Below are 24,570 nucleotides of genomic sequence, written 5' to 3'. Positions count from 1 at the left end.
TTTCTTACCGTTGAAAGTCGCGATGTCCGGCATCAGGTCTATGCAACGTTATAAAGGAACGCTCATGCCCTATCGCAACCCGTACTTCGATCCGGCCAAGCCGCACCACACCCCGGATGGCTTCCGGAACCTGGAGACCGACACGCGTGCCAAGGGCGACCTGCAGCGGTGGCGGCGTGAGCGCAAGGAGCAGGGACTGCCCAAGCCACCACAGGCGGGCTATGCGGCCTTCGCGGAGCAGTGGTGGACCCGGGCGGATATTCCCGCTGAAGGGGACGGTGCCTGGTGGCTGGGCCACGCCTGCGTGCTGCTGCGACGCGGCGGGCAAACCGTGATCACGGACCCGGTGCTTTCCCATCGTGCATCGCCGCTGTCGTTTGCCGGGCCTGCGCGCCGCACGCCCGCGCCGGTGCATGTGGACGAACTTCCACACATCGACGTGGTGATGATCTCCCACAACCACTACGACCATCTCGATACGCGCAGCGTCAAACGCATCGCGCGGCGGTTTCCCGCCTGCGTGTTCGTGGTGCCGCTGGGCCTTGCCCCATGGATGCGCCGCCATGGCATCGAACATGCGGTGGAACTGGACTGGTGGGACGGCATCGATATCGACGGCGGCCGCTTCACCCTGGTGCCTGCGCGCCATTGGAGCGCACGCACTTTAAGCGATCGCAACCGCAGCCTTTGGGGCGGCTGGGTATGGCAGCGCCGTGGCTACACCTTCTGGTTTGCCGGCGATACCGGCTATTCGCCGAACCTCGCCGAAGTGGGCAAGCGCCTGGGGCCGATCGACCTCGCCGCCCTGCCCATCGGCGCTTATTCCCCGCGCTGGTTCATGCAGGGCCAGCACACCGATCCGGCGCAGGCGGTGCAACTTCACCGCGAATCGAACGTGCGCAAATCGCTGGCCATTCACTGGGGCGTGTTCGAACTGGCAGACGATCCGCTGGATGAACCACCGGCCTTGCTGGCCACGGCGTTGCGTGAGCAAGGCGTGGCCGAGGAGGCCTTCGTGTGTATTCCGGTCGGCGCGCGCGTGCCGGAGTAGCCGCGCGCCCTCGTGGCTAATTGAAGAACGCGTGCAGCCGCGGCACGCGACGAAGCACCAGTCGCTCGGCCACCAGCACGAACAGCATGGAGATACCCAGCAGCGGCAACAGCACGCCGAACACCACCAGCAACCCGACCATCAGCGCAGGGTAGCGCGCTCCGTGCGCGGGCGGGGCACCCAGCCGCTTCACCGGTTTGCGGCGCCACCACATCACAAAGCCGCTCACGGTGACGGTGATCAGGCCCAGCGCCGTGACCAGGCCGAGCAACTGGTTCGGCCAGCCGAACAGCTGGCCCTCGTGGGCAGCCACGCCGTAGCCGATCGCCCGGTCCAGGAGCGCTCCCTGGGCGAAATCCTTGCGGTTGATCACCTGGCCCGTGGCGCCGTCGAGCTTCAGCGTCAGCCGCTTTGGGCGGTTCTGGGTATCGGACCGACCCGTCCAACCGGCGTCCGCCTTCGATGGTGGTGCGATCAGCACCGGCGGCGGCAACTGCAGGCTGGCTACGGTTGGCACCAGGCGATCAAGTGCATGCAGGTCCACCGCCGTGTGGGGGCTACCCCCGTCTGCATGTTCGACATGCAAGCTCTGCTTCTTCGATTCACCTTGCCCGCGATCCATCCCCGGCATGTCCGCCATGTCATCCATCGCCGTGTTCGCTGCACGGCGTTTGGCCAGCTCGTCCGAGCGTCCCGTGGTCCAGTCCTGCGCCACTTCGGTTGTCGAACCGAACTTCCGCACTTCCTTCAACATCCCGCCCCACGACTTCGCCCACGGCAAACCCGATACCAGCAACGAAAGCGCAAGCAAGGCCACCCACACACCGACGACCGCATGAAGATCGCGCCAGAACAGACGGCCACGCTCACGCACGCGCGGATACAGCACGCCCGCCAGGCCCTTGCCGCGGGGCCACCACAGGTATAGGCCGGACAGGATCATCACGATCGCCCACGATGCGGCCAGTTCCACCACCATCGAACCCCGATCGCCCATCAGCAGTTCGCCATGCAGGTAGAAGATGCGCCGCATCAGGCGTTCGTCTTCCACCACGTGGTGCAGCACATGACCGTTGGTCGGGTCCACGTACACGCGTACCAGGTCGTCGCCGCGACCCACCAGAACCCGCGCGGCGCTGGTGTTGCTTGCCGGCAACTCATATGCATTGAGCACGCCACCGGGCACCACCGCCAGCGCGGCGGCCACCTGGGTCGACGGTGCCACGCGCGGCGCCTGGGCATCGATGCGGTCGTAGGGGCGATCAAGCCATGCTTCGATCTGCGGCTTGAACAGGTAGATCGATCCCGTGCACGCCAGCCACAGCACGAAGGGGAGGCAGAACAGCCCTGCGTAGAAATGCCATCGCCACACCAGCCGGTAGGCATCGCGCGCGCGGCGGTCGGGCACGGCGCTCACAGATGCACCTTCAGGTCCAGAAGATAGGTGCGCGAAGGATACGGGTAGTACACGAAGTAACGCCGGTTGGTGAGGTTGTCCACGCCCAGGGCAATATCCATGTGCGGATTGGGCTTCCAGGTTACCCGTCCATCGAAGGTCAGGAATTTGCTGGTACCGCCGAAGGTATCGGGGTTGGTGTCGCTTTCATCCAGGCTGTTGTACTGCCTGCCCGAGTATCGGCCAGCCACCGTGACAGCGATGTTTTCGCTGGTATGCCAGGTGGCCACCACGTTCGAACGCCACGTCGGGATGCGGTAGAACTGCTTGCCCACCGAGGCCGGGTTCAGAGGGTTCTGAACCGTGGTGGCCTGCGTATAGGCAATGTTGGCCGACAGATCCAGCGCATCAAACCACACGCCGCTGCCGTCGTATGACGCCTCGGCGCCACGCGTGCGCACGCGACCTACGTTCTGCACGTTGGTCACTGTGGGAAACACGGTGGTATTGGTCTGGCTGAAGAGTGCATTGCGCGTGTCGCTGCGATACACGGTAAAGCGCGCCACGCCGCGCTCGCGGGTCCAGGTGGTGGTGAGTTCGCGGGAAAGGTCGTTCTCAGGCTTCAGGTTGGGATTGTTGTTGATGAGGGCCAGGCCATTGAACGTGCCCTGGAACAATTCGCTGACCGTGGGAAAACGATAGGCCCGGGCCACCGACAACCGCATGTCGATGTCGTCGGCGACGCGCCAGGACAACGCGGCCTTGGGTGAGGTGTGCTGTTCCTTGCGCTCGCCATAACCAACGGACGCCGCGCCCGCGCTTCGGTAGCCGGCAAACGCACGCCATTGTTCATAGCGGGCACCCATCGTGAACTGCCACGCATCAGCCAGTTGCCAGGCATCCTGCAGGTACACCGCCTGCGTCTGCGTGCTGCCGCCCGTACCCGACAGCGGCACACCCGCGTCGCCATGGCGCCAGGTGTCAAGCGCGTAGGCCTGCGTGGCCAACGCATAGCCATCGTAGTGATAGCCGAAGCTCAACCAGTGCGTGCCTGGTGCCACCAGGTCGGGCTGGTGGCTGGCGCGTATGTCCAACGTGCGCCAGCGTGAGCCATCACCGGCGGTGAGCTGGCCCGGTCCGTCTTCGGTCAATGCGCTGGCGGCGACGCGGTCGCGGTTGCGGCTCATGTCGAAGTAGCTGGCCTGCCCTTGGATATTCCAGCCGCTGTCGCGGTGCGTGCCCAGTGACAGGCCATACAGGGTATTGGCGCTTTCGCGCGTACTGGGTGCGAAGAAACTCGCAGGCAACGTGTATTGCCTGCCATCGATGGCGACCACGCCTGCGTACACCGGCCGGCCCTGCGCATCGCGCAGGAAGCTTTCCGTACGGTGCGCCATGTCCTGCCACCAGTAGCCCACGGTAAGGCCCGCACGCAGGTCCGGCGTGATGTCATAGGCAAGCTTGAGGTTCGCTTCGTGTTGGCGCGTGGCCTCCTGCCCTTCCGCGTTTATGCCGCTCACCACGCGCGGCTGGCCATTCGGACCACGGTCGACGATGGCGCCGGTGACCGGCACGGCCGCGGCACTGGCAGGCGTGGTGGAGAGGTTCTGCGTGGCGAACACCAGCGGCTGCCCGTTCGATTGCAGGCTGGCCACGCCCAGCAGGAAGGAAAGATTCCCCACCCGGTCGCCGATCGTGGCCGAGAGCCGCCGGCCGCCGTAGTTGCGGTCGACGCCGTATTCGTCCACATGCTGGGTGAAGAATTGCGACTGCGCGGACAGTTCCAGGCTTTCGGGCATGCGCGTGGTCATCAGCACCGTGGCGCCGATGCTGTTGCCCGGATACAACGCCGAGTACGCGCCGTAGATCACCTCGACGCGTTCGAGGTTGTCCGGGAACACCATGGACCAGCGCGGCGGGTTGGAGAAGTTGTTCCCCAGCAGATTGGAAAGCAGCAGGCCATCGAGGTACACCAACCCCCGGGCGCTTTGCGTGTTGCTGGTGCCGCGCACCGAGAACGTGGCGTTTTCATCGCCGATAAAGCGCTTTCGAATGCCGAAGGCCGGCATGTACTTGAGCGCATCCTCGGCATTGACGACGTTGCGCAGGGACAACGCCTGGGCGTCGACGCTCTCCACCACGGCCGGAAGGTTCGGATCGATCGTGCTGGTGTCAGCCGCCGACACTTTCACGCCTTCCAGCGTCTTGGCGCGCTGGGGCGTGCTGCCGTCGGCATCGTCGCCGGCATGTGCGGCCGCGCACAGCGCCATCGCGATGGCAAACGCCAGCGGCGCGGTTCGGCGCCGACTGGGCAAGGACAGATACATGGTGGTAATCCCGAAAAAGCTTAAGTGGCCCGCTGGCGCGCACGCCAGGTAAGGGCAGTACTCAGGTCATCGAGAAAACAGGTGGACCCCGCGGCTCAGCCACCGGCGTACGCGGCGCCATGGGTAGCGGCGAGGCTGGAACCTCAGCGGGGATAGCCGTGGTGGCAGGCACCAACATGGGCATGAACGCAACCGTCGCAGGCACCGTCGGGGCGTGGCAGAACAGGCTGCAGTAGCCACAGGCATCCATGGACATGTCGCCCATGCCGGCCATCGCCGAATGCGTGGATGATGCGGTCGTGCCACTGGCATCGGCTACGGGCGCGGCGCGGGTGACCAGTCCCGCGCGCCCTTCGCACCAGGCGCCAAGTTCGGCAAAGCTGGCCCGGGACCGCAACACCTGCGAGATCCCGGGCGCGGCCACCATCAGCCCCACGGCCAGCAGGGCCAGCCAGGCGGCAATGCGGCGATGGAGGTGGCGCTTGAACATAAGACTCGGTACCGGCTTAGGACCGGAATTATTCCATGCCGCCCGTGAAGGGCGGCTGCGGCGTTCGGTCACGCCGTGAAGGGACACCCTGTGGCGCCGCGCAGGGCTGCCTCGTCCACGCCAGGGGCCAGTTCCACCAGTTTCAGGCCGTTTTGGGTGACATCGAACACGCACAGGTCGGTGATGATGCGGTTCACCACCCCGGTGCCGGTAAGCGGCAGGCTGCATTCGGGGATGATCTTGGGCGTGCCGTCCTTTGCCGTGTGCTCCATTACCACCACCACGCGCTTGACTCCCGCCACCAGGTCCATCGCCCCGCCCATGCCCTTGACCATCTTGCCTGGCACCATCCAGTTGGCGATGTCGCCCTTGTCGGTCACCTGCATGGCACCGAGGATGGAAATGTCGATGTGGCCGCCGCGGATCATGGCGAAGGAATCGGCGCTGGAAAAATACGACGCGCCCTGGCGGGCAGTAACCGTCTGTTTGCCGGCGTTGATCAGGTCCGCATCCACTTCGTCTTCGGTGGGAAACGGGCCGATGCCGAGCAGGCCGTTTTCCGACTGCAGCCACACGTCCACGCCGTCGGGCAGGTGGTTGGCCACGAGCGTGGGCAAGCCGATCCCCAGGTTCACGTAGTCGCCGTCGTTGAGTTCCTGCGCGGCGCGCTGGGCCATCTGGTCGCGGTTCCAGGCCATGGTCATTCTCCCTTGGCGCGCACGGTGCGCTGCTCGATGCGCCTGGACGGCGCGGGGTTGTGCACGATGCGGTCGACGTAGATACCCGGCGTATGCACCTGGTCGGGGTCGATCTCGCCGATGGCGACGATTTCCTCGACCTCGGCGATGCAAACCTTGCCCGCGGTAGCTGCCATCGGGTTGAAGTTGCGGGCCGTCTTGCGGAACACCAGGTTGCCCGAAGGGTCCGCCTTCCAGGCCTTCACCAGGGCCACGTCGGCCACGATGGAACGTTCCATCACGTACATGTGGCCGTCGAATTCGCGCGTTTCCTTGCCTTCGGCCACCTGGGTTCCGTAGCCGGTGCGGGTGAAGAAAGCCGGGATGCCGGCGCCTCCTGCACGGAGTTTCTCGGCCAACGTGCCCTGCGGCGTGAATTCCACCTCGAGTTCGCCCGCAAGGAATTGCCTCTCGAATTCCTTGTTCTCGCCCACGTACGACGACACCATCTTCCTGATCTGCCGGGTCTGCAGCAGCAAGCCAAGGCCGACGCCATCGATGCCGGCATTATTCGATACCGCCGTAAGGCCGGTGACACCCGAGTCGCGCAGGGCTTCGATCAGCAGCTCCGGGATACCGCAGAGGCCGAAGCCGCCGACGGCGATCACCTGGTTGTTGGCCACCACACCCCTGAGGGCTTCGGCAGCGGAGGCGTAGCGCTTGTCGCGGGGGCGACGGGCGGCGTCTGGCATGGATCGACTCCTGAGCGTGGGGGCACCGTAACCCACCCACTTTACTACCCCGGCTTTGCGAAGGCCCGCTGCAAGGGCACAATCGGCACAGGCACGGGCGAGCGGTATGGGCTGCAAGGCCCCTACACGCTGGTCACACGGTAAGGCCGCCACCATCCGGCGCTGACCAGTGAGCTTGAGCACATGAACGATACGCAGGTGCTGATCGCCGGGGCCGGACCCACCGGCATGGTGCTGGCCTTGTGGCTGACCCGGGCCGGGGTGCGCGTACGCATCGTCGATCCACGGATGTCTGCAGGCGAGGCTTCCCGCGCCATGGCCGTGCACGCACGCACACTCGAACTCTACGACCAGCTGGGGCTGGCCGAAGCGGTGGTGTCCGGGGGCATCCCCATGGATCACATCTGCGTGCGCACCAAGGGCGTGAAACGCGCGACGGTAGCGATCGGCGCAGGCGGAGAGGGCATCTCTCCTTTCCCTTACGTGCTGACCTATCCGCAGGACGACCACGAGCGCCTGCTGGAGAAAGCCCTGCTGGCTGCCGGCGTCGCCATCGAGCGCGGCACCCAGGTGGTCGGCCTGGACCAGACGTCCACATCGGTCCACGTGCGCCTGGACAGTGCCAGCGGCGCCGAACGCGTGCATGTTGACTACCTGTGCGGCTGTGACGGCGCCGGCAGCCGCGTGCGGCACGCCCTGGGACTGGATTTTGCCGGCGGCACGTACGATCAGACCTTCTACGTGACCGACGCCATGGTGGAGGGTGCGGCGGCGGAGCTGGGTGTAAGCCTGTGCACCAACGCCGAAGGGTTTTGCCTGGTCATGCCGGTACGCCGCACCGGAGCCTATCGGTTGATCGGCGTGGTGCAGGACAGCCAGGGCCGCGGGGAGGATTTCACCTTCGAAGACGTGCGCGGCCAGGTCGAGCGCACCACCGGCCTGAAGGTCAACGAGGTGAACTGGTTTTCCACTTATCGCTCGCACCACCGCATGGCCTCGTCATTTGCCAGCGGCAGGGTGTTCCTGGCCGGCGATGCGGCGCACATCCATAGCCCCGCGGGCGGCCAGGGTATGAATACCGGGATCGGCGACGCCATCAACCTGGGCTGGAAGCTGGCCTCGGTGCTGCACCGGCGCGCCGACGCGTCGATCCTGGCCACTTACGCCACCGAGCGCATGGCTTTTGCCCGCCAGCTGCTGCAGAGCACCGACCGCGCCTTCCGCCTGATAGCCTCGGACGGGTCGATCGGCCGGGTGTGGCGCACGGGCATCCTCCCGTACGTGATACGTGCCGTCGCGGCTTGGAAGGGAACACCGCGGCTCGCCTTCCGCGTGGTGTCACAGATACGAATCGCTTACCACGACAGCGCGCTCTCGGCCGGGCGCGCCGGCAACCTGCGCGGAGGCGACCGCCTGCCATGGCTGCCTGTCGGCGAGGTGAGCAATTTCGAACCGCTCACCTCGCGGGACTGGCAGTTGCATGTCTACGGCGAGCCCGGGCCCGGTGTACGGCGCCTGGCCTACAACACCGGCCTGCCCCTGCACGGCTACATCCATGGCGAGAAGGCACAGGCCGCGGGGATACCCGTCGGCACCGTGTGCCTGGTGCGCCCGGACGGCTATATCGCCATGGTCAGGGGCGATCAGGAAGAAAGCGGTCTCGTCGATATGGCGAACTACATCGCCCGGTTCGCCATCGTGGCCAACCCGCCAAAGCATACGAATCGGTGAAAGATGACTGAGCCGCGGCAATAAGCGGACAAATTTTGAGCATTTTCCTATATCGATACCGTCGGCATTTTCGCACTATGGCTCCGCCGCCGAAGAAGCCAAAAGCTTTTCCCGGCGTACGGAAACATCGATGACCGACCTGAACGGCAGGATGCCGTCACCCGCACATCGTGCAAATGGTCGAGCCCCCCCTTCATCGGTGCCAGCGCCGCGTCGGCTTCTGCCGGGCCGCGTTACGGCGGACTAACGTCCGTCGCAAGCTAAGGATGGCCCATCATGGCCCCGCGCGTGAGCGTGTGGGTCATGTTCTTTTTTCCTATGCGTTTAGGGCGCGAGCCCGTCATTCATGATTTCCGCAGGTAGATCGTCTTAAGCACCAATCCCTTGATCTTGTCCGAGTTGCCTTCGATGTGTTCGGCATCGCCGTCAACGAGTCGAATGTTACGGATCACGGCGCCCTGTTTGAGCGGAATGGATGATCCCTTGACCTTAAGGTCCTTGATCACGACCACCGTGTCGCCGCTCTGGAGAAGATTGCCGTTGACGTCGCGCACGACGGTCGCTTCGTCAGCCGGTGCGGGAACATGCATGGGAAATTCATGGCCGCAATCGGCGCAGATGTACTGCTCACCATCGGGGTATGTGTTTTCCATGCCGCATTGCGGACAGGCGGGAATATCGGACATGGCGGTACTTCGCGTGGCGCGGGGCCCGCATCATACCTACAAGCGGCCGAAATACACGGAAATGCCTAGCCCGGCCTCCCATTGTGCGCCGCGCGGGCCCACGCGATGCAGCACGAAGGTATCGGCCTGGGCGCGTTCGCCCAGCTTCAAAGCCAAGCCGCCACCAGCCAAGCCTTCGTTGCCGTCCTGGCCGTCGTGGATCAGGTCGGTTTCGACATAGCCTTGCAGGTTGTCCGTGAGCGGCACGGTATACACCGGCGCCAATGTCCAGGTGTTGCTGCCCTGCAGGCGATCGAGGTTTGCGAATACCGTGAACTGCCGATCACCCTGCAGTTTCCAGCCAAGCGTGGTTCCGAGTGTGTACTGCCGCGCGCCGTTGCCGATGTCATGCGTGCCGTTGTCGAACGTCACCTGGCCGAGCACGGCGTAGCTGAAGTCGCCATTCGTGCTTGGCGCAACTTTCATCGCCACGCTGCTGTCGCCATGGCCGGTGCGGTGCTCACCATCGCCGTAGAGGTGGTTCCACGCCGACCCGCCCAGTTGCAACTCCACCGGCCCGCCAAGGCCCACACGAAACAGGCTGTCGGCGGTGTACTTACCCTGCAAGGCGCCGCTGTCGTCGGGCTCGCGTGACCAGTCGGGCACGCCCTGCTCCAGCGCAACGCCGCCGGCCGGCAACACGCTGGTGGCGAAGCCGGCACCGGGACGGTCGAAGTCCGGAGGATCGGCCATGGCAGGCATGGAAAGGACCATGGCCGCCAGGGCAATGTATGGCACGGCATGTCGCATTCTCATCTGCCCCCTTGTGTCCTGGCTCGCAAGCATCGTGTCAACGACGTGCAGCGGGCGTCGACACCATCATCTTTCGCGACCGGACGAGCGTTCAGGACGCCGGCCAAACGGATTGGCGCTTGGTTGGCCGGCGGCATGGGAATCCAATCGCTTGGCCGCTTCATGGGATGCGCTTGCGTGACGCGATGGATCGGCACGGAAGACCGAACGGTGATGTTCGTCTACGACACGGATGTGGCTTACGCGCGGATCACGATCAAGGCGATCCACGACGCCTGCCAGGGCGGCCTGCGAACGCGCCTGCATGTTCAAGCCGACCTGGTCGCCGGGCTCGCCACTCAAGGCGCGCGCGCGCGCGGTTCGCGCAGCCGTCGCCGGATCGGCCTGCACCGCGATGGCCATAACGCCGCAGCCGTGATCATGAAGCGAGTTGACGACACCATCGATCTTGGCCGGCGAGGCGGTCGTCACCACCACGACCGGGTCAAGCCGCCGACGTGATGCGTCCTTCACCAGTTGGTCGGTCCACACCGCGACATCACTGGCGACATCCGACTGCCCATCGGGCGTGAGACGGTCATGCACGCCGCGCAGGGCCACCGCGTCGATGACGACCGGCCGACCACCCGCTTGTTCGATGGCATCGGCGGCGCGTTGCGCGGTGGCGCCCAGGTTGGCGCCTTCGACCCCCGTGACCACCGTAGCCGTTGGCGCCACGCCCGGGGAATAGGACGTGGCGTCAAGGTTACCGAGGACCCGAGGTCGCACATGCTTGACGTAAGCCTTTTGGCGCCAGCTGAATTCAGTGTCGCTATCCTTCCGCATCGATAATCCCAAGCCCATCACAAATCGCTCTAGTGCATACGCTTTGTGACGGGCCGTCCATGGAAATGCGCTCAGTTATTGCTTGACTGAAAAAGCCGAGATCGCAGCCTTGGCCTCGCCGGCGAACGTGGTGGCGGACGTTCCCAGCTGGAACGTGTACGAGCCTGCGGCCACCTTCCAGCCATCCTGGTAGCGCGCCAGCGCATGCGGATTGAGCTTGATGTGCACGGTGCGGCTCTGGCCCGGCTGCAAGGGCACGCGGGCCCAGCCGGCCAGGCGGCGCGGCGCGCCGTCGGGTGCGGTGACGTACACCTGTGGCGTATCGATGCTTGCGAGCTTGCCGGTGTTCTTCACCGTCACGTCGGCGACGACTTCGCCGTTGGCCTGGCTCACCTTGAACCCGGAATAGTCGAACGACGAATAGGTAAGGCCATAGCCGAACGGAAAGAGTGGCGTGAGGTTCTTCTTCTGGAACCAGCGATAGCCGACGTCGGCGCCTTCAATGTTGTAGTCCACCTTGTCCGCGGGCTTGCCGCCGGCAAGGCCAGCGCCCACGATCACCGGACGCGGCAACTGCGATTCGTCCTTCGGCCAGGTCACTGGCAAGCGGCCGGACGGCGCAACCTTGCCGAACAGCAGGTTACCGATGGCCTCGCCGCCGCGGGCGCCGGCATACCAGACGTCGAGTACGGCACCCACATTGGAAAGCCACGGCATCTTCACCGGACCATTGTTCTGGATGATCACGATGGTCTTCGGGTTGGCCTTGGCCACGGCGGCCACCAGGGCATCCTGGTCGCCACCGAGCGCCATGGTGGCCGGATCGAACGACTCGGCCGTCCACTGCTGCACGAATACCACCGCCACTTCGCTGTCGGCGGCAAGCTTCACCGCCGCGGCAATGTCGGTGCCATCGGCATACTTCGCCTTGCCACCGGTCTGCGCGTTGATCGCGGCCAGCGGTGCGGACGGCTGGTAGCGCACGGGACCGGGCCAGTCGGTGGGCTCAAGGCCCGGCACGGCATTGCCTTCCGGCGGTTCGACAGAGGAGGAACCGCCGCCGGTAATCACACCCTTGTCGGCATGGCCACCGATCACGGCCACGCTTTTCACGCTGGCGGAAAGCGGCAGCAGGTTGTTTTCATTACGCAACAGCACCGAACCTGCTTCTGCCGCCTTGCGCGACACCACCGCATCGGCGTTGAAGTCGATCGGCGCGGCCTTCACCGGGTGGTCGATGATGCCGCTGGCGAACATGCTGCGAAGGATGCGATGGACCATGTCGTCGATGCGCGCCTGCGGCACCTTGCCATCGGCAAGATCCTTGCGCAGCGGGGCATCGAAGTACACCTGGTCGTCGAATATGTTGCCTGCCGATTCCTGGTCCAGGCCGGCGTTGGCCGCTGCCGCCGAGCTATGCACGCCGCCCCAGTCGCTCATCACGTAACCCTTGTAGCCCCAGTCCTGCTTCAGCACGGTATTGAGCAGCCATGGGTGCTCGCAGGCATAGACCGTGTTGATGCGGTTGTAGGAGCACATCACGGACGCTGGCTGGCCGATATCGAGGACCAGCTCGAAAGCCAGCAGGTCCGATTCGCGAAGCGCGGTTTCGTCGATATCGGCGCTTAGCGTATTACGGCCGGTTTCCAGCGCATTGATGGCGTAGTGCTTGACGGTGGAGATGATGTGCTGGGACTGGATGCCCTTTACCGCATTGCCCACGATGGTGCCGGCAAGGATCGGGTCTTCACCGGCGTATTCGAAATTGCGGCCGTTGCGCGGGTCGCGTACCAGGTTGACGCCGCCGGCCAGGAGGCCATTGAAACCCTTGCGCCGGGCCTGGCTGCCGATCATGGCGCCGCCGGCGTAGGCGATAGCGGGATCGAAGCTGGCCGCTACGGCCAGGCCCGCCGGAAGCGCGGTGCTGCCCTTGCCGGTTAGACCCGCGCTGCGCACGCCCAGGCCCGCGTCGGTTTCCTGTACGGCGGGAATACCCAGCCGTTCGATCGCCGGGGTGTAACCGGCCGAACCCAGCGCACCGGCCGGCTTTTGCGGTTTGCCCTTTTCGTTGTCGCCGAATTCGGAGCGGATCAGGCGGAATTTTTCGTCCTGCGTGAGCTGCGCCACGACGAGATCGGCGCGCTTGTCGGGCGAGAGGCTGGTGTCCATCCAGGGCCGGGGTTTATCGGCGGCATGGACGGAAGTTGCGGCAAGAAGGGCGAGCACGAGCAGGCGACGACGGGGCATGGCCATTTCCTTCAGGGTAGAACCAAGGAAGATTGCTTGCGTAACGCTTACTTGGCAAGGGCGGGTGTAGGATTTTGCCGGATCTGACCCCACCATCTAGGCCATGCCGCTCCGCGCATTCCACCCCGCCGTCGCCGCCTGGTTCGAAGGCGCGTTCCCGCGCCCGACCGCCGCGCAGGCAGCCGCGTGGCCGGCCATCCGCGAGGGTCGGCATACGCTGGTGGCAGCGCCCACCGGTTCAGGCAAGACGCTCACCGCCTTCCTGGCCGCGCTCGATGAGCTAGTGCGCCAGGGCCTGGCCGAAGGCGGCCTGCCCGACAAGACAACCATCGTCTATATATCGCCGTTGAAGGCGTTGTCCAACGACGTGCATATCAACCTGGAAGTGCCACTGGAAGGCATCCGGCGCGAACTGGCCCGGCTTGGCCTGCCGGACGTGGATATCCGCACGGCGGTGCGCACCGGCGATACGCCCACGGCCGAGCGCAACCGCATGCGCCGCACGCGGCCGCATATCCTGGTGACGACACCCGAATCGCTCTATGTGTTGCTGGGCTCGGATTCCGGGCGCGCCATGCTGGGGGACGTGCGCACGGTGATCGTGGATGAAATCCATGCCATCGCCGCCAGCAAGCGCGGCAGCCACCTTGCGCTCAGCCTCGAGCGGCTGCAGTCGCTGTGCCAACGGCGCCTGCTTCGCATCGGACTCTCAGCCACGCAGAAGCCGATCGAGAAGGTAGCGCGATTCCTGGTGGGCGACCGCCGCGAAGACTGCCACATCGTGGACATCGGCCACGTGCGCGAACGCGACCTCGGGCTTGAGGTTCCGCCCGTGCCGCTGGAAGCGGTGATGTCCAACGACACATGGGAGTTGGTCTACAACCGCCTGCACAACCTTGTCGAACAACACCGCACCACCCTGGTGTTCGTCAACACGCGCCGCATGGCCGAGCGCGCCACCAAACATCTTTCCGATCGACTGGGCAAGGAAGCAGTGGCCGCACACCACGGCAGCCTGTCGCGCGAGCAACGCCTGGATGCCGAGCAACGGCTGAAATCAGGCGCCCTGCGCGTGCTGGTGGCCACCGCCTCGCTGGAGCTTGGCATCGACATCGGTGACGTGGACCTGGTGTGCCAGCTCGCCTCGCCACGCTCGATTGCATCCTTCCTGCAACGCAGCGGCCGCGCTGGCCACGCCGTGGACGGCACGCCGAAGGCACGGCTGTTCCCGACTTCGCGTGATGACCTGGTCGAATGCGCAGCGTTGCTCGACTGCGTGCGCCGCGGCGAGCTGGACACGCTCAATATTCCCCACGGCCCGCTTGATGTGCTGGCCCAGCAGATCGTGGCCGAAGTGGCGGTGGACGAATGGGATGAAGACGCCCTCTTCGACATCGTCCGCCGCGCCTGGCCCTACCACGACCTTACGCGCGCCTCGTTCGACGACATCGTGCGCATGCTTGCCGAAGGCTTCACCACACGCATGGGCCCGCGCGGGGCGTATATCCACCGCGACGCCGTGCATAAGCGTTTGCGCGCGCGCCGCGGCGCAAAGATGACCGCCGTGATGTCCGGCGGCACCATCCCCGACATGGCCGACTACGCGGTGGTGCTGGAACCTGCGTCGATCACCATCGGCTCGGTGAACGAAGACTTCGCCATCGAGAGCCTGGCCGGCGATGTGTTCCAACTGGGCAATACCTCCTATCGCATCCTGCGCGTGGAACGCGACCGCCTTCGCGTGGAAGACGCCAAGGGTGTACCGCCGAATATTCCGTTCTGGCTGGGCGAAGCACCGGGTCGCAGCGATGAACTATCCGCTGGCGTGTCGCGCCTGCGCGGGGAGATCGCCGCCAGGCTCGCCGATGGTGGCGTGGCCCAGGCGCTGGCATGGCTTGTCGACGAAGTAGGCATCGTACGGCCGGCGGCCGAACAGATCGTCGAATACCTGGCCCGTGCATCGGCGGCGCTGGGCGGCGTGCTGCCCACGCAATCGCAATTGGTGATGGAGCGGTTCTTCGATGAATCCGGCGGCACGCAGCTGGTGATCCACACGCCCTATGGCAGCCGGATGAACCGCGCCTGGGGCCTGGCGCTGCGCAAGCGCTTCTGCCGCAAGTTCAATTTCGAACTGCAGGCGGCGGCCACCGAGGACGCCATCGTGCTTTCGCTTTCCACCAGCCACAGTTTTCCGTTGGAGGAAGTGACCCACTACCTGCATTCAGCCAGCGCCGAGCACGTGCTGGTACAGGCGTTGCTCGATGCACCGCTGTTTGGCGTGCGCTGGCGCTGGAACGCGGTGACCTCGCTGGCGCTGCCACGTTTTACCGGCGGCAAGAAAACCCCGCCGCAGCTGCAACGCATGAAGAGCGAGGATTTCCTCGCCACGGTATTTCCCGACCAGGTGGCCTGCGCCGAGAACCTGGTAGGCGAACGCGAAGTGCCCGACCACCCGCTGGTGGCGCAGACACTGGACGACTGCCTGCACGAAGCCATGGACACCGAGGGCTGGCTGGCGCTATTGCGCCGCATGGAAGCCGGTGAGGTTTCCATCGCCTGCCGCGACCTGGCCGCGCCGTCGCCGCTGGCTGCCGAAGTACTGGGCGCGTCGCCTTATGCCTTCCTTGATGATGCCCCGCTCGAGGAGCGCCGCACGCAGGCCGTGCAGTCGCGCCGCTGGAGCGACGTGCAAGGCCCGGACGACCTCGGCCGCCTGGACGAATCGGCCATCGAAGCCGTCTGCGAAGAAGCCTGGCCCGAGGCGCGCGACGCCGACGAGATGCACGAGGCACTCACCCTGATGGGCGGCATCGCCGAAGCCGAGATCGAGCCGTCGTGGCGCACCCTGCTGGAACGGCTCGCCCGCGACGCACGCGCCACCCGCCTTGAGCTTGCCGGTGGCTTCATGTGGGTCACCGCCGAACGCCTGCCTACCTGGCGCTCGCTGCACGCCGATGCACCCATGTCTCCCGCCATCGAGGCGCCGGCGGAGTTCGTCCGCGACTGGTCGCCCGAAGACGCAACCGTGGAACTGCTGCGTTCGCGCCTTGCCTGCGTGGGCCCGGTGACCGAAGCGAATCTTGCCGCCGTACTGGCCGTGGACGAAGGCGACATCACCATCGCGCTGTCCCGCCTGCAGCAGGAAGGCTATGTGATGCGCGGGCGTTTCAGCCTGGCGATCGACGGCGAACAGTGGTGCGAACGCCATCTGCTGGCTCGCATCCACCGCTACACGATCGGTCGCCTGCGCCGTGAGATCGAGCCGGTGGCGCCACGCGACTTCATGCGCTTCCTGATCGATTGGCAGCACATGGGCACCCACTCGCGCGTCAGCGGCCCGGACGCGCTGGCGGGCGTGATCGCCCAGCTGGAAGGCTTCGAGGCCGCCGCGGGCGCATGGGAAGCAGAGATCCTGCCTGGGCGGGTCGAGGACTACGGCATCGGCTGGCTCGACGACCTCTGCCGCGCCGGCCGCGTCACCTGGGGCCGTTTGCGACCCGGCAGCGGCGCCGGCGCCGGTCCCGTGCGGGCCACGCCCATCGTGCTGCTGCCCCGTCGCCAGCTGGGTGTTTGGCGTGCCCTGGCACCGCCCGCCCACGAGGTCGAGTTGGGATCGCGCGCGCAGGCCGTGGCCGATGCGCTGCGCGACGAAGGCGCACTGTTCTTCGACGAACTTAGCTCCTACACGCACCTATTGCGCACGGAACTGGAAGACGCTTTAGGTGAACTGGTGGCTGCCGGCCGTATCACCGCCGATAGTTTCGCCGGCCTTCGCGCGCTGCTGCTGCCGGCAGCCAAGCGTGACGGGCGCCATCGCCGCCTGCGCCGCCATGCGCTCAGCGGCATCGAGGATTCCGGTCGCTGGTCGCTGGCACGGCAAGTCCGCGAGAACCGCGACGACGCCGATGCGCTGGAGCACGTGGCGCGCACCCTGCTTCGCCGCTATGGCGTGGTGGCGTGGCGATTGCTGGAGCGCGAGGCGCCGTGGTTGCCGTCGTGGCGCGAGTTGCGGCGCGTGTACCAGCGGCTGGAAGCGCGCGGGGAGATCCGCGGTGGCCGCTTCATCGAGGGCCTGGTGGGCGAGCAGTTCGCCTTGCCCGATGCGCTGGCCGCGCTTCGGCAGGTTCGTACGCGGGCGCACGATGGCGAGCATGTGTGTGTCTCAGGCTGCGATCCGCTGAACCTGGTTGGCGGACTACTGGCGGGCAGCAAGGTGCCGGCCACCCTGGGTAGCCGCGTGGTCTACGTCGATGGCGTGCCTGTGGCCTCGATGGTGGCGGGCAAGTTCGCCACCCTTGCGGAGCTTGATTCCGCGCAAGAGCAACTGGCCCGCTTCGCCCTCACGCGTGATCCGCGCGCACCGCGCACCATGCCCGCGGCCCTGGTTGCCGGGGCCGCCGCCGGCTGACAAGATGCCGGCAGGCGGCGCCCGTTCGCGCCGCGGGGAAAAACCATGAGCGTGACGGTGCACCGCGAGGGCCTGGAAGCGGGCCGCCTGGATATCTTCGTCGATGGCGCCTTCGCCTTCACGCTCACCCTGCTGGCCATCGGCGGCGCGGAAATTCCCAACGACGTGGACAGGATGGTGCACCTCCTGGGCAACGTCCCGGCGGCGGCAGCCTGCTTCGCGCAGATGGCACGGTTCTGGTATGGCCACGTGCAATGGCGCATGCACTGCACGCGTGCTACACGCCCGGGACTGTTGCTGTCCCTGCTGCTGGTGTTCTTCGCGCTGATCGTGGTGTACCCGCTGCACATGGTGTACGCGAGCCTGTTCAACGCGCTTTCCGCAGGACACCTGTCCAGCGACTTCGGTCTGCACCGCGCAGCGGAAGTGAAATCGCTGTTCGCCATCTTCGGCTTCAGCTACTTCTGCATGTCCGGAACGCTGGCCTTGTTGTTCCGCCATGCGGCCCACGTGGCTTCGGCTCATGGCGAGGACGATTTCACACCGCGCCTGCGAGCGGTGTTGTGGCTGATTCCCGCGGGAGTCGGTGCGTTGTCGGCGATCGTGGCGCTATCGCTTCCGGACGATGCACCCGGCTGGACCTTCGCGCTGCCGGGCCTGCTCTATTTCCTGCTGATGGGCATGGGCTGGATCTCCCGGCGCATGCGTGCACGCGCCGGGCGACCGGACTGACAACCTGGGCTAGCGTTGCAGTTGCACGTTGCCCAGCACCCAGAACGTGGGGCCGGGCTTGCCGGTAACCACGATGCACAGGTCGTGCGTGCCTTCACCCTGCAGGTCGCCGGTAAGCGTGGCCTTGCCGTCATGGGCTGCGGCAAGTCCCAGCGAGGCCGCAGGCTCGCCTTCGCAACTATCCAGGCGAACCTCGACCTCGCCCGCCTTGCTGTGCTTGGGCCGTGTCACGACGTTCTTGATCTCGTGCGCCAGGGCGAAGTTCCAGGGCAGGCGATCCACCTCGATGGCAATGTGGCGCACGCCGGTGAGGTCGACGCCCTTCCAGCGCCAGCAGGTATTCATGATGTCGACGAAGTGCGTGCGACGCGGGCCATCCACCGGCAAGGCTGCTTCCTGGCGCGAACCGTTGGAGTCGGTGCATAACTCCAGCGCCGTGCTGTCACGGCGCAGAAGCGAGGCGGCGTCCACTACCTGGGTTCGCGGCTGGGCCAGTGCCTGTTCACCGATGAACGCCGTCGCCATGAGCGTGGTGGGCAAGGGTACGTCGATCGGCGCCGTATAGGCTGGCGAGTTCGCTACAGGTGTGCTGCCGTCGATCGTGTAGTGGATGCTGCCCAGGCCCGTCTGCGTGGACAACTTCACCATCGCCTTGTCGCCGTTGGCCGTTGCTTCGAACGCTACGCCGAAGGCCGTATCGGCGGCCTTGATGTCATCGTTCTTGAAGCGTGCCATCTGCGCCGGCATGCGGGCGAGGAAATCCTGCCAGTCGGCCTGGTTTGTCCAGGTGCGTTCGGCCAGCGCCGCCAGGCGCGGGAACGCTGCGTGTTCGACGCGGGCGGCCGTAGGCGTCTGCTCGGCAAAGATCGTGGCTTCCGCGCCAAGCACGTGTTTGGCATTTTCTGCGCTGATCTCCGACGGGACCGGTTCGAAGTGGTAAAGCGCCTCAAGCGTGATCACCGGCATGCGGCCGGGTACTTCGTCGGGAAGCCTGCTTTGCACGTTGTCGAGGTAGAGGTCGGGTGCTGGCGCCAGCACCACATCGTGGCCCTTGTTCGCCGCGATCACCGCGCCCTTGGTGCCGCGCCAGGACATCACCGCCGCCGACGCCGGGACGTCGCCGTCCAGGATCTCGTCCCAGCCGATCAATCGCCGGCCGTGTTCATCAAGATAGGCGCCGATGCGGGCGATGAACCAGCCCTGGAGTTTCTCTTCGTTGGTGATGCCCAGCTGCTTCATCTGGGCCTGTACCGCCTTCGAGGCCTGCCACTGGTCCTTGATGGCTTCATCACCACCCACGTGGATATACGTGGAAGGGAACAGCGCCATCACTTCATCAAGGACGTTCTCCATGAAGGTGAAGGTCTTGTCCGAAGGGCTGTACAGGTAGGGCATCACGCCCCAATCGGTGGATACCGCCGGCCGCTTCTTAGTAACGCCGAACTGCGGATAGGAAGCGATCGCCGCCTGTGCATGGCCGGGCATCTCGATTTCCGGCACCACGGTGATGTAGCGCTCGGCGGCATAGGCCACGATGCCCTGGACATCGTCCTGCGTGTACACGCCGCAATAAGGCTTGCCCGGCTCCTCCACAAGGGCCGCATCGGGACCCAACGCCTTGCGGCAGCCACCGATGCGAGTGAGGTCGGGGTACTTCTTGATCTCGATGCGCCAGGCCTGATCGTCGGTGAGGTGCCAGTGGAAAGTATTGAGCTTCAGCAGCGCCATCTGGTCGATGATTTTGCGCAGTTCATCCGTGGTCTGGAAATGCCGTGCCGAATCCACCATCAGGCCACGCCAGGCGAAACGCGGGGCATCGTCCACGTGCATGGCCGGCACCGCATGTGAATCCGGTTGCGCTGTCAGGGCCTGCCACAGGGTGATCGCGCCATAGAACAAACCATGCGAGCGGCTGGCGCGGATGGTAGCGCCATCGCTGGTGACATCCAGCGCATAGGCTTCCTCGCCCTCGATGGCCGGGTCGCTTGCCAGCACGATCGCACCCTTCGCATCGCCGCCGTCGGCCACGGTCAGCTGCATGCCCGTGCTGCGCTTGATGCGGTCGGCCAGGTACTGGGCCACGCGGTGCGCGCCTTCGTCACCGGCCGGCGCCACGATGCGGGTGCCCTCGCGCAGGGCGAACGATCCGGCGTGCCGGTCGAGCCTGGCCACCGCGGGCACCAGCGACAGCGGAGCGATCGCGTCGCCCGGACCTGTGGCACCGGCGGCCGCGTGCGACGGGTTGTTCGGGGACATGGCGCATGCAGCAAGCATGCCCACGGCCATCATCGCCAACACACAAGCGTACTTGTTCATCCGAAGTCCTCCATATCCCCGCCAGCCCAGCCATGCTGCCACGAATTCCCGTTTCCGGGACAAAAAAATAGGGCCCTGGTCACAGGGCCCTTGGGGAGAAGACGACCTCGCGGGCAGCACCGCAAGGTCGCTTGAGCCAACTCTTAGAACTTGAAGCGAACGTTCACGTAGTACTGGCGGCCATTGTCGTAGAAAGCGTAGGGCTGCTTACCGTAGACATCGGCCTTCGTGTAGTACTTCAGCACCGGGCGGTTGAGGTTCATCGCGTCGAACGACAGCGAGACGTTGTCGGTCAGGCTGTAGCCCATCGATAGCGCCAGGTTGCCGATACCGCGCTGGTAGAAGTTGTCCGTACGGCTGACGCCGGCGAAGAACTCCGAACGGTAGGTGTAGCTCACGCGCGCGTTGAACACCTTGTTCTCGAAGTAGGCCGAGACATTGGCCGTCCTCTTCGAGTTGCCCTGCAGCGGACCGTCATCCTTGTCGGTGTGACCGTCAGATAGCGTGTAGTTGGTAGACACGCCGAAGTTCTCGCCGATCGGCTGGATGTAGTTGAGTTCCGCACCCTTGACCGAGCCGTCCACGTTGACGGGCACGCTCACCAGATAGGTGTTGAACACGTCCGTGCCAGCGGCGATGGAGGCCTGCTGGTCCTTGAACTGGCGAGCCACCGGGCCGAAGTTCACGTAGTCCTTCAGGTTCATCTTGTATACGCCGAACGACAGCAGGCCGCGCGGTGCGAAATACCATTCCAGCGCAGCATCGAAGTTCGTGGAGATGATCGGCTTCAACTGCGGGTTACCGCCGCTGCCGGTGTGGGTGAGGTCATCCAGCGACACAGAACCGGCCAGCGCGGAATAGTCCGGACGAGTCATGGTCTTGGAAGCAGCCAAACGACCGACCAGCTCGTCGGTGAAGCTCCACTTGAAGTTGGCGCTCGGCAGCGCCTTGCTGTACGTGTGGTTGTAATTGCTCAGGTAGTACGTGCCGAAGGCCGAGCCCGCGAACGGACCTGCCACGGTGTACACATCGGGATTGGTCGAGTTGTAGTTGATGTCCTCTTCCGTGCGCACGTAACGCACGCCAGCGTTGGCACTCCACTGGCTACCCGTGAAGTTCGCCTGCAGGTAGGCGGCCTTGTCCTTTTCCTCGACCTTGTAGATGTTGCCCCAGTTGAAACGGCCCACGGGGTCGCGGTTGGCCTTGGCCGCGTCGATCGCGGCGAGCTGGCCCGGTGTGTAGTACCAGATGTTGCTCGGGAAGGTCGCGCCCAAGCCGTCGCCGAAGTGGCCGGGATAGTTGCTGACGTCCTGCGGGTAGTCCGACGGAACACCCAGTCCGTTGAGCGGCCCCTGGCCGATATCGGTCTTGTTCTCACGCGTGTGGTCGGCATAGCGCACGCCGAACTGCAGGGACGAGAGCAGGCTATCGTCGAAGGCAAGCTCACCGTCCAGTTGGCCCCAGTGCTCCTTGTCCTTCACGTGGATGTCCTGGTCGCCGAAGATCCAGCCGGTAGAAGGCTGGAAGCCGGAAGATGCCAGGCTGGAGTTGTCGGAGCCAAGGTGCACGTCGTACGGACTGCCCAAGCCATGCTGCGCCCAACCCGCGCCGCCACCCGGTTGCACGCCGGTTTCCAGCACATCCTGGTTCGGGCTGTCGCCGCGACCTTCGGTAGTGCCGGCCTGGCCCTTGATGGTCAGGTGGTCGGTGGCGTTCCAGGCGCCGTCCAGGGTTAGGTACTTCGACTGCGACGAAGCACCCGGGCGCGAAATCATGTCATACACGCCATAAGGCGTGTTGTCGCCCGGAACTGGATCGTAGTTGGCCTGGCTCACCACGCCGTTCTTGTTCACCACGTAGCCCGGTGTGGGCGTTGCCGTGTTGACGAACTTGCTGGTCCAGATCATGTAGTTGCGGTTGTAGTTGTCGGCCTTCATCTTCGAGTAGAAGCCCGACAGGTCCAGCGTGACGTTATCGGTAGGCTTGAACTCGATGTCGATCACGCCACCCTTGCGCTCACGCTTCTGGGTGAATAGCGTGGTGCCAAGCAGTTCCGGCGCGTACTTGCCGGCCAGCGGGCCTGCGGTGATGGGAATGTAGCCGCCGACCACTTCCTGGCCGTCACGCTCCAGGCTGCGCTTCTCGTAGAAGGCCTGGCCCAGGATGCCGAAGGTGTTGTCGTTGTTCTTCCAGTTGAACAGACCGCTGAACTGCGGCTCGGTCTTGGAAGGCAGGTCCGAGTACACGCCACCGACGGAGGCTTCGGCCGTGTACTGCTTGGCGAATTCCAGCGGACGGCGGGTGATGATGTCGACGGAGCCGGCACTGCCGCCTTCGACGATGTTGGCCTCGGAGGTCTTGTGCACCACCACCTGGCTTACGATTTCCGCCGGCAGCAGGCTGTAGCTGACGCTGCGGCCGACCGTCTGCACCTGGCTGAGCACGAACCAGTCGCCGGTGCCCACGGTGTGGCCGTTGACCAGGGTCTGGGTCATGCTGGGGTTGGTGCCGCGCAGGGCCACGCGGTCGTTTTCGTCGAAGCCGCCTTCCGAAGCGCTGGACGAGGAAATGTTCACGCCGGGAAGGCGCTGCAGGGTGTCGGCCACGTTCTTGGCCGGCAGCTTGCCGATGTCCTCGGCGGTCACGATCTCCACGTGGGAGACGGCTTCCTGCTTCAGGTTAAGGGCCTCCGCTTCGCTGTCGCGGATACCGGTGACGACCACCGTGGAGAGCTCGGTAGCTTTCTTTGCATTGGGCTTGGCAGCGTTGTCGCCGGTGACCTGGGCAGCGTCCTGTGCGAGGACAGTGCCGGCCATGCACAGGCTGGCGATGATGCTGGCGGCAAGCAGATTCTTGCTGAATGACATGGCGTCCTCCCCTCAGAGGCTTTCGATTTAAGCGGCAGCCCCTGCGGCGGGGCCGGTGTCCGTTGGTTGGCTGGGCCTTGCGGCCCGTTTCTTGGGTATTGCGAACTAGCAGGACTAAAAAACTTCAGGTGGCCGAAAAGCCCGTCACTGGGCGAAGTTGCCGTCGAGGTACAACCCGGCGGCACCGATCACGCCCAACTGGCCGTGGTCCATCAGGCGTACTGAAACCTTCTGCAGGAAGGCCCGCATCACGCCCTTGTTGAAGAAGCGGTGTTCGAACTGGCTTTGCAGCAGCACGTCGCGCACCTGTGGCAAAATTCCGCCGGCAAGGAATACGCCGCCGGTAGCGCCGTAAAGCATGGCCAGGTCGCCGACGAAGCTGCCCAGCAGCGCGCAGAAAGTGTCCAGGGCCTCCACCGCCGCCTCGTCGCTTTTGGCAAGCGCCGCAGCGGTGACGTCGGCAGGCTCGGCAAGCGCGACAGGCAGGCCGCGCAGGCCTGCGATCACCCGGTAGAGGTTCAACAGGCCCGGGCCGCTCAAGGCCCGCTCCATGGAAACGTAGTCGTATTCCTTCGACAGCTGGCGAAGGATCTCGATCTCGCGCTCGGTGCCCGGCGCCAGCGAGATCTGCCCGGCTTCCGTGGCCAGCACGCGTGCACGCGGCTCGCCCGGCAGCAGCACGGCCGACCCTAAGCCTGTACCCGGGCCCATCACCAGCACCGGACCCGGCGCCGACGGCTTGCTGGCGGCGATCACGGTGGTGGTCTGGGCAAGATCCAGGAACTGCGTGGCATAGGCCACGGCTTCGAAGTCGTTGACGACCGCCAGCTGTCCGATGGACAACGAGGCACGGATGTCACTGATCGACACCGGCCAGGCCAGGTTGTCGTTGACGATGGCATCGTCCAGCACGTAGCCCGCACAGGCCACGGCGCAATGCTCGACCGGGCCATTCACGCCGGCCTTGCCGAAGAAATCCTTCAGCACCGCCGTAAGGCTGGGCCAGTCGGCGCAGGTATAACGCTCGTAATGCAGCACGTTCACGCCGGACAACTGGGCGCTGACCAGGCCGATGCGCGCATGCGTGCCGCCGACATCCGCCGCGATGAACGGCGAACCCTGGGGTTTCACCATCTGAAGTGTCCTGTGGTTGGCAGCTGTCGCCACACCTGTCCCCTTGCCCGACCCCAATGGGCGCCCTTCGGTACCCCGGGCGCCGCGCTTGTCCGCAATATGGCTTCGTAATGACAACGTTGTCAACGAGGAAAAATTC

16 protein-coding genes are annotated in these 24,570 nt (G+C 65.2%); 4 read left to right on the top strand and 12 right to left on the bottom strand.

Features of this window, described 5'->3' with window-relative positions; translation table 11 throughout:
* Positions 1–64: 64 nt before the first annotated feature.
* Positions 65–1,051: an MBL fold metallo-hydrolase gene (locus NDK18_RS15375; RefSeq protein WP_250626295.1), complete on the top strand. Its 987-nt coding sequence runs from the start codon at positions 65–67 to the stop codon at positions 1,049–1,051.
* 16 nt (positions 1,052–1,067) lie between these two features.
* On the opposite strand, the gene NDK18_RS15370 is transcribed toward NDK18_RS15375, so the two are convergent.
* The 5 genes from NDK18_RS15370 to NDK18_RS15350 all read right to left on the bottom strand — a co-directional run bounded on the left by NDK18_RS15370 (position 1,068) and on the right by NDK18_RS15350 (position 6,693).
* A complete protein-coding gene (locus NDK18_RS15370) occupies positions 1,068–2,468 on the bottom strand; it encodes a PepSY-associated TM helix domain-containing protein (RefSeq protein ID WP_250628272.1) in 1,401 nt (466 codons plus the stop codon).
* Complete coding sequence (locus NDK18_RS15365) at positions 2,465–4,774, bottom strand: TonB-dependent receptor (RefSeq protein WP_250626293.1); 2,310 nt, start codon at positions 4,772–4,774, stop codon at positions 2,465–2,467. The genes NDK18_RS15370 and NDK18_RS15365 overlap by 4 nt, the downstream gene beginning before the upstream one ends.
* A 61-nt stretch (positions 4,775–4,835) precedes the next feature.
* Positions 4,836–5,264 (bottom strand): DUF2946 domain-containing protein, encoded by a 429-nt coding sequence (locus NDK18_RS15360; RefSeq protein ID WP_250626292.1) that lies wholly within the window; start codon positions 5,262–5,264, stop codon positions 4,836–4,838.
* A 68-nt stretch (positions 5,265–5,332) separates the two neighbouring features.
* Positions 5,333–5,962, bottom strand: coding sequence for a 3-oxoacid CoA-transferase subunit B (locus NDK18_RS15355; RefSeq protein WP_250626291.1), 630 nt, complete (start codon positions 5,960–5,962; stop codon positions 5,333–5,335).
* Between the two features lie 2 nt (positions 5,963–5,964).
* Complete coding sequence (locus NDK18_RS15350; protein ID WP_250626290.1) at positions 5,965–6,693, bottom strand: CoA transferase subunit A; 729 nt, start codon at positions 6,691–6,693, stop codon at positions 5,965–5,967.
* Positions 6,694–6,876: 183 nt separating this feature from the next.
* Here NDK18_RS15350 and NDK18_RS15345 point away from each other — a divergent pair, with 183 nt between their 5' ends.
* A complete protein-coding gene (locus NDK18_RS15345) occupies positions 6,877–8,424 on the top strand; it encodes an FAD-dependent monooxygenase (RefSeq protein WP_250628271.1) in 1,548 nt (515 codons plus the stop codon).
* Between the two features lie 344 nt (positions 8,425–8,768).
* Here the strand turns inward: NDK18_RS15345 and NDK18_RS15340 are convergent, their stop codons facing one another.
* The 4 genes from NDK18_RS15340 to NDK18_RS15325 all read right to left on the bottom strand — a co-directional run bounded on the left by NDK18_RS15340 (position 8,769) and on the right by NDK18_RS15325 (position 12,980).
* Positions 8,769–9,110 (bottom strand): zinc ribbon domain-containing protein YjdM, encoded by a 342-nt coding sequence (locus NDK18_RS15340; protein ID WP_250626288.1) that lies wholly within the window; start codon positions 9,108–9,110, stop codon positions 8,769–8,771.
* 36 nt (positions 9,111–9,146) lie between these two features.
* Positions 9,147–9,887 (bottom strand): transporter, encoded by a 741-nt coding sequence (locus tag NDK18_RS15335; protein ID WP_250628270.1) that lies wholly within the window; start codon positions 9,885–9,887, stop codon positions 9,147–9,149.
* 81 nt (positions 9,888–9,968) lie between these two features.
* A complete protein-coding gene (locus tag NDK18_RS15330) occupies positions 9,969–10,727 on the bottom strand; it encodes a zeta toxin family protein (protein ID WP_250628269.1) in 759 nt (252 codons plus the stop codon).
* Positions 10,728–10,802: 75 nt separating this feature from the next.
* Positions 10,803–12,980, bottom strand: coding sequence for a beta-glucosidase family protein (locus NDK18_RS15325; RefSeq protein ID WP_250628268.1), 2,178 nt, complete (start codon positions 12,978–12,980; stop codon positions 10,803–10,805).
* A 97-nt stretch (positions 12,981–13,077) separates the two neighbouring features.
* Between NDK18_RS15325 and NDK18_RS15320 the strand changes: the two genes are divergently transcribed.
* Both NDK18_RS15320 and NDK18_RS15315 read left to right on the top strand, forming a co-directional pair.
* Positions 13,078–17,382 carry a DEAD/DEAH box helicase gene (locus NDK18_RS15320; protein WP_250628267.1) on the top strand — a complete coding sequence of 1,435 codons (4,305 nt, stop codon included), beginning with the start codon at positions 13,078–13,080 and terminating at the stop codon, positions 17,380–17,382.
* A 45-nt stretch (positions 17,383–17,427) separates the two neighbouring features.
* On the top strand, positions 17,428–18,114 hold the full coding sequence (locus NDK18_RS15315; protein ID WP_250626284.1) for a TMEM175 family protein: 687 nt from the start codon (positions 17,428–17,430) through the stop codon (positions 18,112–18,114).
* 9 nt (positions 18,115–18,123) lie between these two features.
* On the opposite strand, the gene NDK18_RS15310 is transcribed toward NDK18_RS15315, so the two are convergent.
* From NDK18_RS15310 to glk, 3 genes are all read right to left on the bottom strand, one after another.
* Positions 18,124–20,430 carry a family 20 glycosylhydrolase gene (locus NDK18_RS15310; protein ID WP_250628266.1) on the bottom strand — a complete coding sequence of 769 codons (2,307 nt, stop codon included), beginning with the start codon at positions 20,428–20,430 and terminating at the stop codon, positions 18,124–18,126.
* 143 nt (positions 20,431–20,573) lie between these two features.
* The gene (locus NDK18_RS15305) at positions 20,574–23,297 is read right to left on the bottom strand and encodes a TonB-dependent receptor (RefSeq protein ID WP_250626282.1); all 2,724 of its coding nucleotides are present in this window, start codon (positions 23,295–23,297) and stop codon (positions 20,574–20,576) included.
* Between the two features lie 144 nt (positions 23,298–23,441).
* Positions 23,442–24,431 (bottom strand): glucokinase, encoded by a 990-nt coding sequence (glk, locus tag NDK18_RS15300; RefSeq protein WP_250626281.1) that lies wholly within the window; start codon positions 24,429–24,431, stop codon positions 23,442–23,444.
* Positions 24,432–24,570 lie beyond the last annotated feature (139 nt).

Source organism: Pinirhizobacter soli (assembly GCF_015905305.1).
GTDB lineage: Bacteria > Pseudomonadota > Gammaproteobacteria > Xanthomonadales > Rhodanobacteraceae > Pinirhizobacter > Pinirhizobacter soli.
Note: the sequence above shows the minus strand (reverse complement) of the source record. Positions and strands in the feature narration are given on the sequence as shown.